Annotated in this window: 12 protein-coding genes, 1 tRNA gene and 1 pseudogene; 9 read left to right on the top strand and 5 right to left on the bottom strand. The window is 72.1% G+C overall.

Features of this window, described 5'->3' with window-relative positions; all coding sequences use genetic code 11:
- Positions 1-4: 4 nt before the first annotated feature.
- The 4 genes and pseudogenes from mug to OP86_RS15505 all read right to left on the bottom strand — a co-directional run bounded on the left by mug (position 5) and on the right by OP86_RS15505 (position 4,022).
- Positions 5-697, bottom strand: coding sequence for a G/U mismatch-specific DNA glycosylase (gene mug, locus OP86_RS38065; RefSeq protein WP_234435047.1), 693 nt, complete (start codon positions 695-697; stop codon positions 5-7).
- Positions 694-1,692 (bottom strand): phosphatase PAP2 family protein, encoded by a 999-nt coding sequence (locus tag OP86_RS15515; protein ID WP_157849744.1) that lies wholly within the window; start codon positions 1,690-1,692, stop codon positions 694-696. Before OP86_RS15515 ends, mug begins: the two co-directional genes overlap by 4 nt.
- Positions 1,693-1,892: 200 nt before the next feature.
- Positions 1,893-2,639 (bottom strand): annotated as a pseudogene (locus OP86_RS15510) (M24 family metallopeptidase); the annotation flags it as partial.
- A 30-nt stretch (positions 2,640-2,669) separates the two neighbouring features.
- A complete protein-coding gene (locus tag OP86_RS15505) occupies positions 2,670-4,022 on the bottom strand; it encodes a dipeptidase (RefSeq protein WP_030259583.1) in 1,353 nt (450 codons plus the stop codon).
- Between the two features lie 340 nt (positions 4,023-4,362).
- On the opposite strand from OP86_RS15505, the gene OP86_RS15500 reads away from it, so the two are divergent.
- On the top strand, positions 4,363-4,857 hold the full coding sequence (locus tag OP86_RS15500) for a hypothetical protein (protein WP_033332032.1): 495 nt from the start codon (positions 4,363-4,365) through the stop codon (positions 4,855-4,857).
- 407 nt (positions 4,858-5,264) lie between these two features.
- Complete coding sequence (locus tag OP86_RS15495) at positions 5,265-5,582, top strand: hypothetical protein (RefSeq protein WP_030055754.1); 318 nt, start codon at positions 5,265-5,267, stop codon at positions 5,580-5,582.
- An 84-nt stretch (positions 5,583-5,666) separates the two neighbouring features.
- Here the strand turns inward: OP86_RS15495 and OP86_RS15490 are convergent, their stop codons facing one another.
- Entirely contained in the window at positions 5,667-6,155 is a 489-nt protein-coding gene (locus tag OP86_RS15490; RefSeq protein ID WP_030055755.1) for a YajQ family cyclic di-GMP-binding protein, read from the bottom strand.
- Between the two features lie 217 nt (positions 6,156-6,372).
- Here OP86_RS15490 and OP86_RS15485 point away from each other — a divergent pair.
- The 7 genes from OP86_RS15485 to OP86_RS15455 all read left to right on the top strand — a co-directional run bounded on the left by OP86_RS15485 (position 6,373) and on the right by OP86_RS15455 (position 16,283).
- Positions 6,373-6,453, top strand: a tRNA-Tyr gene (locus OP86_RS15485).
- Positions 6,454-6,847: 394 nt separating this feature from the next.
- Complete coding sequence (locus OP86_RS15480; protein ID WP_030055756.1) at positions 6,848-8,680, top strand: APC family permease; 1,833 nt, start codon at positions 6,848-6,850, stop codon at positions 8,678-8,680.
- A 377-nt stretch (positions 8,681-9,057) separates the two neighbouring features.
- Positions 9,058-9,147 carry a K(+)-transporting ATPase subunit F gene (gene kdpF / locus OP86_RS35850; RefSeq protein WP_033332018.1) on the top strand — a complete coding sequence of 30 codons (90 nt, stop codon included), beginning with the start codon at positions 9,058-9,060 and terminating at the stop codon, positions 9,145-9,147.
- A gap of 1 nt (position 9,148) precedes the next feature.
- The gene (gene kdpA, locus OP86_RS15470; protein WP_030055757.1) at positions 9,149-10,813 is read left to right on the top strand and encodes a potassium-transporting ATPase subunit KdpA; all 1,665 of its coding nucleotides are present in this window, start codon (positions 9,149-9,151) and stop codon (positions 10,811-10,813) included.
- On the top strand, positions 10,813-12,927 hold the full coding sequence (kdpB, locus tag OP86_RS15465) for a potassium-transporting ATPase subunit KdpB (RefSeq protein ID WP_030259585.1): 2,115 nt from the start codon (positions 10,813-10,815) through the stop codon (positions 12,925-12,927). The genes kdpA and kdpB overlap by 1 nt, the downstream gene beginning before the upstream one ends.
- A 22-nt stretch (positions 12,928-12,949) precedes the next feature.
- A complete protein-coding gene (gene kdpC, locus OP86_RS15460) occupies positions 12,950-13,579 on the top strand; it encodes a K(+)-transporting ATPase subunit C (RefSeq protein ID WP_030055760.1) in 630 nt (209 codons plus the stop codon).
- 121 nt (positions 13,580-13,700) lie between these two features.
- Positions 13,701-16,283 (top strand): sensor histidine kinase, encoded by a 2,583-nt coding sequence (locus OP86_RS15455; RefSeq protein ID WP_030259588.1) that lies wholly within the window; start codon positions 13,701-13,703, stop codon positions 16,281-16,283.
- Positions 16,284-16,337 lie beyond the last annotated feature (54 nt).

Here is a 16,337-nt window from a genome sequence, read left to right as displayed (position 1 = left end):
CCGCTCAGCCCTCGGAGGCGGGTCGACCCCAGGCGTCGGCTCGACCCCCGGCGCCCGCTCGACCCCCGGCGCCCGCTCGGCCGTCGACAGCCTCCCGGAGCCGCCGGAACTCCTCGGCCAGCGCGTCCAGCGTGTAGTGCGCGTTGAGGCCGCTGGGGTTGGGCAGCACCCACACCTCGGTCGAGCCGATGCCCTCCGGCTGGCGCCCGATCGCGGCCCGCCGCTGCCCGAAGGCCGTCCGGTAGGCGCCGATGCCGAGCACGGCCAGCACCCGCGGGCGCAGCCGCAGCACCCGCTCGCGGAGCGCGGCGCCGCCCTCGCGCAGCTCCTCGGCGGTCAGCTCGTCCGCCTTGGCGGTGGTGCGCGGGGCGACGTTGGTGATGCCCAGGCCGAGCGCGAGCAGTTCGTCCTGTTCGTCCGGCCGGTACTGGCGCCCGGTGAAGCCGGAGCGGTGCAGGGCGGGCCAGAAGCGGTTGCCGGGGCGGGCGAAGTGGTGCCCGGTGGCGCCGGACCACAGGCCCGGGTTGATGCCGCAGAACAGCACCCGCAGCCCGGGCCCGGCGACGTCCGGGATGGTGGTGTCCTTGGCGGCCAGCAGCTGTTCGGCGGTGGGCTTGGCAGCGGGCTTGGTGGCGGATCCGGCGGCGGGCCGGGCGGCGGGCCCGGCGCTGGGCTTCATCGGCGTCTGCGACTTCACCCGGCCAAGTCTGCCGTGCCCCCGGCCGGCACCGTGCGGCGGCTGCGCAGCCACCGCAGGCCGAACACCACCACGGCCGCGTACGCCCAGCCGACGAAGACGTCGATGATGAAGTGCTCCGCGCCGTAGACCAGGGTGAACGTCATCGCGAGCGGATAGGCGACCAGCACCGCCCGCAGCCAGGGCCGGGCGGTGGGCCAGAAGTAGAACAGCAGCATCGCCGGGTAGGCGGAGTGCAGCGAGGGCATCGCGGCGACGTCGTTGGCGAACTGGCTGCCGTTCTCCAGCAGCGAGTCGGCCTGCGGCAGCCCGCTCACCGAGATCACCTCCCAGACCACCCGGGACAGGTGCGGCAGGTTGCCCTCCTGGGCGACCAGCCACGGCGGGTCGGCCGGGTAGAGCAGGTAGGTGGCGAAGCCCGCGAAGGTGAGTGTCAGGTAGCAGGCGAGCAGCTGCCGGAACCGGTGGTGCGCGCGCCGCCAGAGCACCGCGAGCAGGAGGAAGACCACGAAGAAGTGCGAGAGGTAGACGCCCACCGCCGCGTAGTCGTACCAGTGCGGGGAGCCGGGGGTGTAGAGGGCGTGCTGGAGCCGGACGGTCCAGGTCTCGCCGAAGCCCAGCACCTCGTCGAAGCGCAGCTGCGGCAGCCAGTGCGGGGCCCACGGGGTGTGCGCGCCGTAGCCGCGCAGCAGCGAGTACGTCCACACCACGGCCATCACCGGGACCCAGTCGCGCAGGACCAGGACGAAGCCGCGGGAGCCGTGCCCGCTGTGCACGGCGGCGGTGAGCAGGGCCCCGATCAGCCAGAGGAACAGCACGTCGTTGGCCGCCGGGATGCCCTCGGTGCGCAGGAACCAGACGAGACCGGTCAGGTAGAGCGGCCACGCCAGGAGCCGGAGTCTCGACCAGGCCGTCACGCGGGGGCGGGGCGGAGGCACCGGGCGCGGTTGCCCGGGCCGAGCGGGTGGCGCGGCCGGGGAGAGGGTCTTGGTCATGCGCACTGAAAATAGCAAGCCAAACTTGGAGGACTCTGGGTGAAGCATGACCGGATCGTAAGAACGCCCGATCCGGTCGGTGGCACGGTCGTCGGCGGCACGGTTGACGGCAGCACGGGTTGACGGCAGCCCGGTTGACGGTGCGGCCGGCACGGAGGCCGAGGGCACGGCCGGGGCCGGGGCCGGGGCCGGGCGCGCGGTCAGGCGACGATGCCCAACTCGTGCGGGGTGTTGTTGAAGCGGCGGCCGCCGGTCGTGGTGACGGTGACGATGTCCTCGATCCGCACCCCGAACCGGCCGGGCAGGTAGATCCCGGGCTCGATCGAGAAGCACATGCCCGGCACCAGCGGCCGTTCCTCGCCCTCGACCGGGTACGGAGGCTCGTGCGTCGTGGTGCCGATCCCGTGCCCGGTGCGGTGGATGAAGTACTCGCCGTAGCCGCCCTCGGTGATCACCCGGCGGGCGATCCGGTCGATCTCCTGGCAGCCCACGCCGGGGCGGACGGCCTCGAAGGCGGTCTGCTGCGCGGTCCTGACCAGGTCGTGCACCGCCCGGACCTCGGCCGGGACGTCCGCTCCGACGTGCACCGTGCGGGTGGTGTCGGAGCCGTAGCCGTCCTTGAGGCCGCCGAAGTCCAGCACCACGGTGTCACCCGTTCGGATGACCCGGTCACCGGCCTCGTGGTGGGGGTTGGCGCCGTTGGGGCCGGAACCGACCACGGTGAAGTCCACCTGACTGTGCCCGTACTGGATGAGCAGCGGGCCGGCGGTGGCGAACGGGTCCTCGCCGTCGGACCAGTCGAGCAGCCGGACGGCCGCGGCGCCGACCGCCTTCTCGGCGTCCGGGCGCTCCAGCCTGGGGACGACCAGGGCGGGCTCGCGACCGGCGGTGAGGACGAGGGTGGTCAGCCGCTCGGTGATCGCGGTGGGCGTGTAGCCGCACAGGTAGGCCTCGAATCGCTCAGGGCCTCGAATCGCTCAGCGCCTCGCCGAGCCGGCGAAGTGCCGCAGGAACAGCGCCTCCACGTGGGCCATGTGCGCGATCTCGTCCGGGTCGACGCTCTCGTTCGGCGCGTGGATCAGGCAGCGCGGCTCCTCGACGCCCATCAGGATGATCTCCGCGTCGGGGTAGGTGGCGGCGAGGACGTTGCAGAGCGGGATCGAGCCGCCCTGGCCGAGGAAGGACATCGGCCGGCCGTAGACCTCCTGCATCGCCTTGCCGAGCGCGGCGTACGCGGGCCCGCCGGTGCCGGCCCGGAACGGCGAGCCCGCGCCCTCCCGTACGACCTCCACCTGCACGCCCCAGGGTGCGGCCGCCTCAAGGTGGCCGATGAGCGCGTCCTGGGCGGCGCCGGCGTCGGTGCCGGGCGGCACCCGCAGGCTCACCCGGGCCCGGGCGGTGGCCGGGACGGCGGCGGCCGAGCCGACCACCGGCGGGCAGTCGATGCCGAGGACGGTGACGGCGGGGCGGGCCCAGAGCCGGTCGGCGACGGTGCCGGAGCCAGTCAGCCGGACGCCGTCCAGGACGCCGGCGTCGGTGCGGAAGGCGTCCTCGTCGTAGCCGGCGCCGCTCCACGTCCCGTCACAGTCCAGGCCGTCGATCCGGGTGCCGCCGTCGGCGTCGCGCAGCGAGTCGAGCATCCGGACCAGCGCGGCGAGGGCATCCGGGGCGGCGCCGCCGAACATGCCGGAGTGCATGTCGCCCTTCAGCGCCCGGACGGTGACCACCACGTTGGCGACCCCGCGCAGCGAGGTCGTGGCGGTCGGGACGCCGACGGCGGCGTTGCCGGTGTCGCAGATCAGCAGGGCGTCGGCGTGCAACTCCCCGGCGTGCGGGGGCAGGTACTGCTCCAGGCCGCCGGTGCCCTGCTCCTCGGAGCCCTCGACCACCAGCTTGAGGCCGACCGGGACGGACTCCCCGAGCGCGCGCAGCGCAGTGAGGTGCATGACGATGTTGCCCTTGCAGTCGGCGGCGCCGCGCCCGTACCAGCGGCCGTCGCGCTCGGTGAGCCGGAACGGCGGGGACTCCCAGGCGGCGTCGTCCAGCGGGGGCTGGACGTCGTAATGGCTGTAGAGCAGCACGGTCGGGGCGCCGGGCGGCGGCGGGCGGTGGCCGATCACGGCGTGGCTGCCGTCCGGGGTCTCCTCCAGGTGGACGTCGCGCAGACCGGCCTCGGTGAAGGCGGCGGCGACCCACTCGGCGGCCTGCCGGCACTTCTCCGGCGGGTACTGCCGGGGGTCGGCGACGGACGGGATGGCCACCAGCTCGGCCAGGTCGGCCTGGGCGCGCGGCATCAACGCGGCGATGCGGCTGGCGAGTTCGTCGGTCATTCGAGCTCCCGTGGGCTGTTTTGCGGCGTGCGTGCGACGCCTGTGGCGGCCGTGGCGGCCGTGGCGCGGGGCGAAGTCGGCGGCGGTCGGCGGCAGTCGGCGGGACGGGAGTCGGGGGAGGCCCCCGGGGTGGGCCGTACCCGGCCAGTCCACCCGGGTGCCGGGGCCGCCGCATGCGGCATGCGCCCGAGCGGGTGACCTACCGCGGGTGCCGGGGTGCCGGGGTGCCGGGGTGCCGGACCGATTCGTGACGGTGCTCAGTCTGCTCTACGGTCTCCGACCGGGCACGGAATCATAAATTCCGGGCCGACTGTCAGTGCAGTGGGACACGATGTCCGGCATGTCCTATGAACTCCAGGCGCTGATAGGAACATTGGAGCTGCTGAGGGTGGCGGCCGCAGAGGTGTCGGCGGCCCGGGTGGTGCCGTTGGGGCAGGGGCTGGCACTGATCCCGGTCACCTCCTCGGTCCTCGCCGCCCTCCAGGGCGACGGCAGCGTCCACAAACCCTTCGGTGGGGCCGGGTTCGGCCGGCACGCGGACGGCTTCGAACTCCGGCTGGCCGCTTGGTCGAAGGCCGGCCCGATCGCCTGCGTGGAGGCCGAGTACTTCGGCGGCAGCGGCACCCAGCGCGCCGCCGTGTGGGAGAACGGTCGGATCGTCCTCGGCCCGCTCACCAGCGGCGAGTTCGAGCCCTCGGCACCCGAGGGCACCCCGATCTCCCGCGCCCTGCGGCGGCTCGGCGCGCACACCGGGGAGGGCCGGGCGGACGAGTTCGCCTCGGTCGGCCTCGGACTGCACCGCAGCACCCGGGACTGGGCGGCGGAGGCCGATTAGCGCGGATCGACCCCGAGCCGGCCCGCACCGTTCGGCGTACCTGCGGTGGCTGCGTCCGGATGACTGCCCGACCTTGTGAAGCAGGCGATCTCGCCTGATCCACAGTGAGAGGAAGCAGTACCCATGCGTGCCACCCGGATGGCCGTCGTGCTGACCACAGCGTTCGCGCTGACCACGGTCGCCGCGGCGTCCGCCACAGCCGTCGGCAATGGAGCCGCGGCCGCCCGTACCACCGTCTCGGTCCCCGCCGTCCCTGTCGTTCCCGTCGCCCCCGTCGTCCCTGCTGTTCCCGCCGTCCCCGTCGTCCCTGCGGCTCTCGCCGCCGTCGTCGGCGGGGCGCCGTCAACTCTCCCGACCCGGCCGACCCGGACGACCCTGCCATCCCAACCATCCCGGCCATTCCCGCCGTGCCGGACCCGACCGCCGCGCTCGGGGCGGTCGGGGACGTCATCAAGCTGGTCACCGGCCTGCTCTCGACGGTGACCTCCGGCGCCCTCGACCTCAGCGCCGTCCAACAGCTCGTCGCCACCCTGCTGAGCACCCTGCAGGGCCTGATCGGCCAGCTCCCGACCCCGCCGGTGACCGTCCCGACCCCGCCGGTGACGGTCCCGGCCCCGACCACGGTGCCCGGCTCCGCCGCCACCCTGCACCAGCAGCTCGACGCCCTCCGCGCCCAGGCCCAGGCCCTGACCGCCGCGGCCCGCTCCCACCCCGCCACCGGCTGACCCGCCCCGTCCCACCACCGACGCGAACGGCTCCGCTCCCGAATCCGGGAGCGGAGCCGTTCCGTCGTCCGACCGACCGGAGGGTCAGCGGTAGTTCACGAACTGGATCGCGAAGTCCAGGTCCTTGCCCTTGAGCAGGGCCTGCACGGTCTGGAGGTCGTCGCGGCTCTTCGAGCTGACGCGCAGCTCGTCGCCCTGGACCTGCGCCTTGACGCCCTTCGGGCCCTCGTCACGGATGATCTTCGCGACCTTCTTCGCGTCCTCCGTGGTGATGCCTTCCTTGATGTCGGCGAAGATCTTGTACTCCTTGCCGGACAGCTGGGGCTCGCCGGCGTCCAGCGCCTTCAGCGACAGGCCGCGCTTGATGAACTTCGTCTGCAGCACGTCGAGGATGGCCCGCACGCGCTCCTCGCCGTTGGCCTTCATCTCGATCTTCTCGCCCGAGCGGCTGATCTCGCCGCCCACGCCCTTGAAGTCGAAGCGCGTCGCGATCTCGCGGGAGGTCTGGTTGATCGCGTTGTCGACCTCCTGCCACTCGACCTTCGAGACGATGTCGAAACTGGAGTCGGCCATGGGTGTTGGTCTCCTTGATGCTCTGGCTTCACTGACACGGCCCGCCCCACGGGGCGACCGCCGCCCCAGCCTATCCAGCACCGCCCCGCGCTCGCCCGCGCCGACCGCACGTCATTCCTTGATCATCGCGTGATCTATCGAGTGGCGGAGCACCCCCTGGCATCAGGTATGGTTTACCAAGTCGAACGGGGCAAACGCCCCGGGCGGTGAAAATCCTGGCTGGTTGCCCGAGCGGCCAAAGGGAGCAGACTGTAAATCTGTCGCGCAAGCTACGCAGGTTCGAACCCTGCACCAGCCACAGGATAGAGAAAAGGCCCCCGATCTGCGGAAACGCGGATCGGGGGCTTTTTCGTTCCCGTGCCCTCCTCATCGCCCCGCCCTCCCCGGGCCGCATGTGGGCGCACTTATTGCGCATGGCTTGCAATTACGGGAGACGGGCAGCAGAGTGGTGGGCCGGGGGTGGGAGTCCTTCGACCGAGCTGATCGTCTTCCCAACCGGCGCCCGCCGGGACAACGGCTCACCCCACCCCCGCCAACAGCCATCGGGCCGGAACCCCGCGCGGCACGGCGGCCGCGTCAAGGGCCCGTCAAAGCCGCTCGTGGCCGCGTCAGGAACGCGTAGGGGCCGGGGGAGGGCCGGGCGGGCGGACCGCAGGATCGGAGCAACTGCCCGACTGCGGAGGTTCCGTTCGATGTCCAGCGCCACCACCACTGCGGCCGTCACGGCCGAGCCCGAGCCGCCGGACACCGGTGCGGGCGACGAACGGCACCGGCTGACCGCGCTCGGCGGGCTGGCGGCGCTGTCGCTGGACGCCATGGCCTCGGTCGCGTACGGGCCGGAGTCGATTGTGCTGGTGCTGGCCGCCGCGGGGGCGTACGGGCTGGGCTTCACGCTGCCGGTGACCGTGGCGATCGCCGTCCTGCTGGCGGTGCTGGTCGCCTCCTACCGGCAGGTGATCGCGGCGTTCCCGGACGGCGGCGGCTCCTACGCCGTCGCCAAGGCGCACCTGGGCCGCCGGACGGCGCTGACCGCGGCCGCCTCGCTGGTGATCGACTACATCCTGAACGTCGCGGTCTCGGTCACCGCCGGCGTGGCCGCGCTGACCTCGGCCGTCCCGGGCCTGTACGACCAGCGGGTCTGGCTCTGCCTGGGCGTGCTCGCGCTGGTCACCGCGGTGAACCTGCGCGGGATCGCCGAGTCGGCGCGCTGGTTCATGGCCCCGACGGCCGTCTTCGTCCTCTCCATCCTGGCGATCATCGTGGTCGGCCTGTTCCGGGACGGCCCGGCCGGCACCGCGGCCGCCGCCGGCCACGCCTCGGCGCTCGCCGAGAACGCCACCACCGTCGGCGCGCTGCTGCTGCTCAAGGCCTTCGCGGCCGGCTGCTCCGCGCTGACCGGCGTGGAGGCGGTGGCCAACGCCGTGCCCTCCTTCCGCACCCCGCGGGTCAAGCGCGCCCAGCACACCGAGGTCGTGCTCGGCGCCCTGCTCGGCGTGATGCTGATCGGGCTGGCCGTGCTGATCGGCCGCTTCCACCTCCAGCCGGTCGAGGGCGTCACCGTGCTCGCCCAGCTCGCCGACGCCTCGCTCGGGCACGGCTTCGGCTTCTACGTCGTGCAGTTCGCCACCGTGGTCCTGCTCGGGCTGGCCGCCAACACCTCCTTCGGCGGGCTGCCGGTGCTGCTCGACCTGCTCGCCCGGGACAACCACCTCCCGCACGTGTTCGCCCTGCGCGCCGACCGCCAGGTGTACCGCTACGGCGTGCTGTTCCTGGCCGCGGTGTCGGCCGCGCTGCTGGTCGGCTCCGGCGGGGACGTCAACAGCCTGGTGCCGCTGTTCTCGATCGGCGTGTTCGTCGGCTTCACCGTCTGCCAGGTCGGCATGGTCCGGCACTGGCTCCTCGGGCGGCCGTCCGGCTGGCGGTGGAAGGCCGCGCTGAACGGCTTCGGTGCGCTGCTCACCGGTGTCGCCGCGCTGGTCGTCACCGGCACCAAGTTCACCGAGGGCGCCTGGGGCATCGTGGTGGCCCTGCCGCTGCTGGTGCTGCTGTTCGAGGCCGTCCACCGCAGCTACGCGCGGATCGGCGAGCGGCTGGAGCTGGGCCGGGTGCCCGGCCCGGTGACCCGTCAGCGGAGCCTCGTCGTCGTCCCGGTGACGGCGATCACCCGGCTCACCCGGGACGGCCTGTCGGCGGCGCTCTCGCTCGGCGACGAGGTCATGGCGGTGACCGTGGTGCACGAGCCGGCCGCGGCCGAGGCGCTGCGCCGGGACTGGGAGCTGTGGCAGCCGGGCGTTCCGCTGGTGGAGATCCCGGACGACCACCGCCGTCTGGGGCCGCCGATCGCCGCCTTCGTCAACGAGCTCGGCGCGGAGCACGCCTACGGCCGGCTGACCGTCCTGATCCCCGAGGTGGAGCCCGCCCGCTGGTGGCAGCGGGCGCTGCAGAACCGGCGCGGCGCCGTGATCGACCGCGCCCTGCGCCGGCACACCGACGCGGTGGTCTGTCGGCTGCGGATGCGGATGTGACCTGGGGAGAGGCACCCGAACGGCCCCTGACGGCGAGCGCTGTCAGGGGCCCTTCGCCGTCCCACCACCCGTCCCGCTGCCCGTCCCGCTGCCCGTCCCACGGCCCGCCCCGCCGCCCGTCACCGCCCGTTCGGCGTCAAGGTCGCGTCAACGCGGCGCTATCACCCGTATGGAGGGCGTCAGGGCTCCTAAACGCGCCCCTAACCGCTGATTTGCTGCATCTGCCGGTCGTCCGCCGGCGCCGCGCGAGCCCTTCGGCCTGGTCGCGGCATCTTCCGAACCACCCTGGTGGAGCCCATGTCCGATCTCATCTACGTCGGTGTCACGGTCGCCGTGTTCGCCGTCATCGCCCTGATCGCGCGGGGGGTGGAGAAGCTGTGAACGCCGAGAACATCGCTGGTCTGGTCGTGGCCGTCGCTCTCGTCGGCTACCTCGTCGTCGCGCTGATCTTCCCGGAGAAGTTCTGACATGGGATCCACTCTCGCGGGCTGGCTGCAGGCCCTCGCCCTCGTCGGCGCGCTGGCCCTGTGCTACCGCCCCCTTGGCGACTACATCGCCAAGCTCCTCACCACCTCGAAGCACCTCAGAGTCGAGCGCGGCATCTACAAGGTGATCGGCGTCGACGGCGACGCCGATCAGCGGTGGCCGGTGTACCTGCGCTCGGTGCTGGCCTTCTCGGCCGTCTCCGTCCTCTTCCTGTACGGCCTGATCCGGCTCCAGGGCCACCTGCTGCTGAGCCTGGGCGTTCCGCAGATGGACGGCCACCAGGCCTGGAACACCGCGATCTCGTTCGTCGCCAACACCAACTGGCAGTCCTACGCGGGCGAGTCCGCGATGGGCCACCTGGTGCAGATGGCGGGCCTGGCGGTGCAGAACTTCGTCTCGGCGGCTGTCGGCATCGCCGTGGTGGCCGCGCTGATCCGGGGCTTCACCCGCAACCGGACCGACCGGGTCGGCAACTTCTGGGTGGACCTCACCCGGATCAGCCTCCGGCTGCTGCTGCCGATCTCGATCGTGTTCGCCCTGGTCCTGGCCGCCTCCGGCGTGATCCAGAACTTCCACGGCTTCCACGAGGTGACCACGCTCAGCGGCGAGGTGCAGAAGATCCCCGGCGGCCCGGTGGCCTCCCAGGAGGTCATCAAGCTGCTCGGCACCAACGGCGGCGGCTTCTTCAACGCCAACTCGGCGCACCCGTTCGAGAATCCGAACGGCTTCTCCAACCTGGTCGAGATCTTCCTGCTGCTGGTGATCCCGTTCGCGCTGCCCCGGACCTTCGGCCGGATGGTCGGCGACAACCGCCAGGGCTACGCGATCGTCGCCGTGATGGGCCTGTTCTGGGTCGCCTCGACCGCCCTGCTCACCTTCGCCGAGTCGCAGCACTCCGGCAGCGCCCTGCAGGCCGCGGGTGCCGCGATGGAGGGCAAGGAGCAGCGCTTCGGCATCGCCGCCAGCTCGCTGTTCGCCGCCTCAACGACGCTGACCTCGACCGGTGCGGTGAACTCCTTCCACGACTCGTTCACGCCGTTCGGCGGCGGGCTGACGGTCTTCAACATGATGCTGGGCGAGATCGCGCCCGGCGGCACCGGCTCCGGCCTGTACGGGATGCTCGTGCTGGCGATCGTCGCGGTGTTCGTCGCCGGCCTGATGGTCGGTCGCACCCCCGAGTACCTGGGCAAGAAGCTCGGCGGCCGGGAGATGAAGTTCGCCTCGCTGTACATCCTGACCACGCCGACGATCGTGCTGGTCGGCACGGGCGTGGCGATGGCCCTGCCGGGCGAGCGGGCCGGGATGCTCAACTCGGGCGCCCACGGCTTCTCCGAGGTGCTGTACGCGTTCACCTCGGCCGCCAACAACAACGGTTCGGCGTTCGGCGGCATCACCGTCAACACCGACTGGTACGACACCGCGCTCGGTCTGGCGATGATCTTCGGCCGTCTGCTGCCGATCGTCTTCGTCCTGGCGCTGGCCGGCTCGCTCGCCCAGCAGCAGCCCGTCCCGGCCACCCCGGGCACCCTGCCCACCCACAAGCCGCTGTTCGTGGGCCTGCTGTCGGGCGTGATCCTGATCGTCGTCGGCCTCACCTACTTCCCGGCCCTGGCTCTCGGGCCGATCGCGGAAGGTCTCACCTCCTGATGTCCACCCCCACGCTCACCCCCGCGCCGGCCGACCAGGCCGAACCCGCCGCGCCGCACAGAGTGTCCAGCGGCCTCCTCGACCCGAAGCTGATCGTCGCGTCCCTGCCGGACGCGGTGAAGAAGCTCGACCCCCGGGTGATGATCAAGAACCCGGTGATGTTCGTGGTCGAGGTGGGCTCGGTGGTCACCACCGTCGCCGCGATAGCCGACCCCAGCGTCTTCGCCTGGGCCATCACCGTCTGGCTCTGGCTGACCACGATCTTCGCCAACCTGGCGGAGGCCGTCGCCGAGGGCCGCGGCAAGGCCCAGGCCGACACCCTGCGCAAGACCAAGACCGAGAGCGTCGCCCGCCGCCTGCTGGACTGGCCGAAGAGCCAGGCCGAGGAGGAGGTGCCCGGCACCGCCCTGCGGCTCGGCGACCACGTGGTGGTCGAGGCCGGGCAGGTCATCCCCGGTGACGGTGACGTCGTCGAGGGCGTCGCGTCCGTCGACGAGTCGGCGATCACCGGTGAGTCCGCGCCGGTCATCCGCGAGTCCGGCGGTGACCGCTCCGCGGTGACCGGCGGCACCAAGGTGCTGTCCGACCGGATCGTGGTGAAGATCGCCTCGGAGCCCGGCAAGTCGTTCATCGACCGGATGATCGCCCTGGTCGAGGGCGCGGCCCGGCAGAAGACGCCGAACGAGATCGCGCTCAACATCCTGCTGGCCTCGCTGACCATCGTCTTCCTGGTCGCGGTCGTCACGCTCCAGCCGATGGCCACCTACGCGGGCGCCCCGCAGTCGATGATCGTCCTGGTCGCCCTGATCGTGGCGCTCATCCCGACCACCATCGGTGCGCTGCTCTCCGCGATCGGCATCGCCGGCATGGACCGCCTGGTGCAGCGCAACGTGCTGGCGATGTCCGGCCGCGCCGTCGAGGCCGCCGGCGACGTCAACACCCTGCTGCTCGACAAGACCGGCACCATCACCCTGGGCAACCGCCAGGCCGCCGAGTTCCTCTCGGTGAGCGGCGTCTCCACCGACGAGCTGGCCAGTGCGGCGCAGCTCTCCTCGCTCGCGGACGAGACCCCCGAGGGCCGCTCGATCGTGGTCCTGGCCAAGACCGAGTACGGTCTGCGGGCCCGCGCCCAGGGCGAGCTCAGCCACGCCACCTGGGTCCCGTTCACCGCCCAGACCCGGATGTCGGGCGTGGACCTGGACGAGGCCGAGGGAGTCCACCAGGTCCGCAAGGGCGCGGCCGCCGCCGTGTCCAACTGGGTCACCGAGAACGGCGGCAAGGTCGGCGACGAGGTGTCCGCACTGGTCGACGGCATCTCCGCGGCCGGCGGTACCCCGCTGGTGGTGGCCACGAAGATCGGCAGCGAGCCCGCCCGCGTCCTCGGGGTCATCCACCTCAAGGACGTGGTCAAGGAGGGCATGCGGGAGCGCTTCGACGAGCTCCGCCGGATGGGCATCAAGACCATCATGATCACGGGCGACAACCCGCTGACCGCCAAGGCGATCGCGGAGGAGGCCGGCGTGGACGACTTCCTCGCCGAGGCCACGCCCGAGGACAAGATGGCCCTGATCAAGAAGGAGCAGGAGGGCGGCAAGCTGGTCGCGATGACCGGCGACGGCACCAACGACGCCCCCGCGCTCGCCCAGGCCGACGTCGGCGTCGCGATGAACACCGGGACCATGGCGGCCAAGGAGGCCGGCAACATGGTCGACCTGGACTCCAACCCCACCAAGCTGATCGAGATCGTGGAGATCGGCAAGCAGCTGCTGATCACCCGCGGTGCGCTGACCACCTTCTCGATCGCCAACGACGTGGCCAAGTACTTCGCGATCATCCCCGCGATGTTCGCCGGGGTCTACCCCGGCCTGAACCACCTCAACATCATGGGCCTGCACAGCCCGCAGTCCGCGATCACCTCGGCGATCATCTTCAACGCCCTGGTCATCATCGGCCTGATCCCGCTCGCCCTGCGCGGCGTCAAGTACCGCCCCTCCGACGCCAGTTCCCTGCTGCGCCGCAACATCGGGATCTACGGCTTCGGCGGCCTGGTGGTGCCGTTCATCGGCATCAAGCTGATCGACCTGATCGTCCAGTTCATCCCCGGTCTCAACTGACGCAGGGAAGGAGAGAAACACCATGTCCAAGCCCCTGCCGACCGCCGTCCGCACCCACTTCACCGCGCTGCGCGCACTGTTGGTGCTCACCGTGATCCTCGGAGTCGCCTACCCGCTGCTGGTCACCGGCATCTCCCAGGTCGCCTTCAACGAGAAGGCCAACGGCTCGATCGTGAAGTCCGACGGCAAGGAGATCGGTTCCAGCCTGCTCGGCCAGAACTACAACCTCCCGAAGAAGAACCCGGACGACCCGAAGGAGGAGGCCAAGCCGGACCCGAAGTGGTTCCAGCCCCGGCCCGCCGCCAACGGCTACGCCGGTGACAACTCGGGCGCCGGCAACCTCGGCCCGAACAGCGAGGACCTGCTGAAGGCCGTCAACGACCGTCGCGCCGCCGTCGCCGAGTTCGACGGCGTGGACCCGGCGAGCGTCCCGGCCGACGCGCTGACCGCCTCCGGCTCCAGCCTCGACCCGGACATCTCGCCGGCCTACGCCAAGGAGCAGGTCAACCGGGTCGCCAAGGAGCGCGGGCTGGCGGTGGAGAAGGTGGCCGAACTGGTCGACAAGTACACCGAGAGCCGCTCGGCCGGCTTCCTCGGCAACGAGGTCGTCAACGTCGTGCTCCTCAACAAGGCGCTCAGCGAGCAGAAGTGACACCAGCTCACACAGGCGGGTGACCGGGCCGGCCCGGGCGCGGGAGGATACCTTCCGCGCCCGGGCCGGCCGCCCCGCGTCCGCAGACGTGCACCACCTCCCGATGGAAAGAGCAGTGCCCATGGCCCGCGACCTCGCCCCCGGCTCCGGCAACCGCCGCGGCCGGCTGAGGGTGTACCTCGGCTCCGCGCCCGGGGTCGGCAAGACCTACCGGATGCTGGACGAGGCCCGGCGCAGACAGGAACGCGGGTCCGACGTCGTGGTCGGGTTCATCGAGTGCCACGGCCGGCGCCACACCGAGGGCATGCTGGACGGCCTGGAGATCCTGCCGCGGGTCCACCGCTCCTACCGGGACGCCGAGTTCGAGGAGATGGACCTCGACGCCGCGCTCGCCCGCCGCCCGGCCGTCGTCCTGGTGGACGAGCTGGCGCACACCAACATCCCCGGCGGCCGGCACGCCAAGCGCTGGCAGGACGTCGAGGAACTGCTCGCCGCCGGGATCGACGTCATCACCACCGTCAACATCCAGCACCTGGAATCGCTGAACGACGTCGTCCGGAAGATCACCGGCATCCCCCAGCGCGAGACCGTCCCGGACGAGGTGGTCCGCCGGGCCGACCAGATCGAACTCGTCGACATGGCCCCGCAGGCGCTGCGCCGCCGGATGGCCCATGGCAACGTCTACAAGGCGGAGAAGGTGGACGCCGCACTCTCGAACTACTTCCGGGTCGGCAACCTCACCGCCCTGCGCGAGCTCGCCCTGCTCTGGGTCGCCGGGCGGGTGGACGAGGGCCTGCGCGACTACCGCGCGGCCCACAGCATCGACCGGGTCTGGGAGACCCGCGAGCGGGTCGTGGTCGCCCTCACCGGCGGCCCCGAGGGCGAGACCCTGATCCGCCGCGCCGCCCGGATCGCCGACCGCACCGCCGGCGGGGACCTGCTGGCCGTCCACGTCACCCGCAGCGACGGCCTGGCCGGCGCCTCCTCCGGCGCGCTCGCCCAGCAGCGCCAGCTCGTCGAGACCCTCGGCGGCAGCTACCACGTGGTGGTCGGCGACGACATCCCCACCGCGCTGCTGGCCTTCGCCCGCGCCCACGACGCCACCCAGCTGGTGCTCGGCACCAGCCGCCGAGGCCGGATCAACCGCTTCCTCACCGGCCCCGGCATCGGCGAGACCACCGTGGACGCCTCCGAGGACATCGACGTCCACATGGTCACCCACGAGTTCACCGGCCGCGGCCGGCTGCCCTCACTCGGCCGGCGCCACTCCAGGCGCCGCACCGTCCTCGGCTACGCGGCCGGCTTCGTCGTGCCCTGGGTGCTCACCGCGCTGCTCTCCCAGGCGCACCAGCGGATCAACCTCACCACCGACGCGCTGATCTTCCAGCTCGGCGTGGTCATCGTCGCCCTGCTCGGCGGCGCGATGTCCGCCCTGGTGGCCGCGCTGATCGCCTCGGTGCTGCTGAACTACTACTTCATCCCGCCGATCCACAGCCTGACCATCGGCGAGACCAACAACATCGTCGCCCTGGTGGTCTTCGCCGCCATCGCGCTCGCCGTCTCCACCGTGGTCGACCACGCCGGCCGGCTCACCACCCGGGCCGCCCGGGCCACCGCCGAGGCCGAGACCCTCTCCACCCTGGCCGGCAGCGTGCTGCGCGGCGCGGACGCGCTGCCCGCCCTCCTGGAGAAGTCCCGGACGGCCTTCGGCATGCGGGCCGTCGCCCTGCTCTCCCGGCGCGACGGCGAGGTGCTCGCCCACCGCGAGGGCGAGCACCCGGCCGACCCCGAGGACACCGCAGACGGGCCGAACGAGACCACCGAGGTCCCGGTCGGCCCGGACGCCGTCCTGGTCCTCACCGGCCGCCGGCTGCCCGCCGCCGACCAGCGGGTGCTCACCGCCTTCGCCGCCCACGTCGCCGCCGCGCTGGAACGCGACCGGCTGGCCGTGGTCGCCGCCGAGGTCGAGCCGATCAAGGCCGCCGACCGGATGCGCACCGCCCTGCTCGCCGCCGTCAGCCACGACCTGCGCACCCCGCTGGCCGCCGCCCGCGCCTCGGTCGGCTCGCTGCGCAGCCCCGACGTCGAGTTCTCGCCCGAGGACCAGGCCGAACTCCTCGCCACCGCCGACGAGTCCCTGGTCAAGCTCACCCGCCTGGTCGACAACCTCCTCGACATGAGCCGCCTCCAGGCCGGCGCACTCACCCTGCACGTCACCGAGATCAACCTGGACGAGATCCTGCCCAGGGCGCTCGACAGCCTCCCCGACCCGTACGCGCCGATCCAGCCGCTGGACCTCGACACCGCCCCGCCGGTGCTCGCCGACCCGCCGCTGCTGGAACGCGTACTCGCCAACGTCATCACCAACGCGCTGCGCCACAACGCACCCGGCGCCCCCGTCCTGGTCACCGCCAGCCACCACGCCGACCAGGTCGAGATCCGGGTGATCGACCGCGGCCCGGGCATCGCCCCCGAGGACCGCGACCGGGTCTTCCTGCCCTTCCAGCGCCTCGGCGACACCGACAACACCACCGGCGTCGGCCTGGGCCTTGCTCTCTCCCGCGGCCTCGCCGAGGCCATGGGCGGCAGCCTGGAGGTCGAGGACACCCCCGGCGGCGGCACCACGATGCTGCTCACCCTGCCCGCCGCCACCACGCCCGAAGCCATGCCCGCCGCCCCCGGGGAGGAGCCACCGCATGAGTGAACGAAGTGAACGAATCATCGGAAGGTGCGTGTTTCGCGAAGCGACTACCGAGCG

Source organism: Streptomyces novaecaesareae (assembly GCF_000716875.1).
GTDB lineage: Bacteria > Actinomycetota > Actinomycetes > Streptomycetales > Streptomycetaceae > Kitasatospora > Kitasatospora novaecaesareae.
This window is presented reverse-complemented; position numbering and strand designations above follow the sequence as displayed.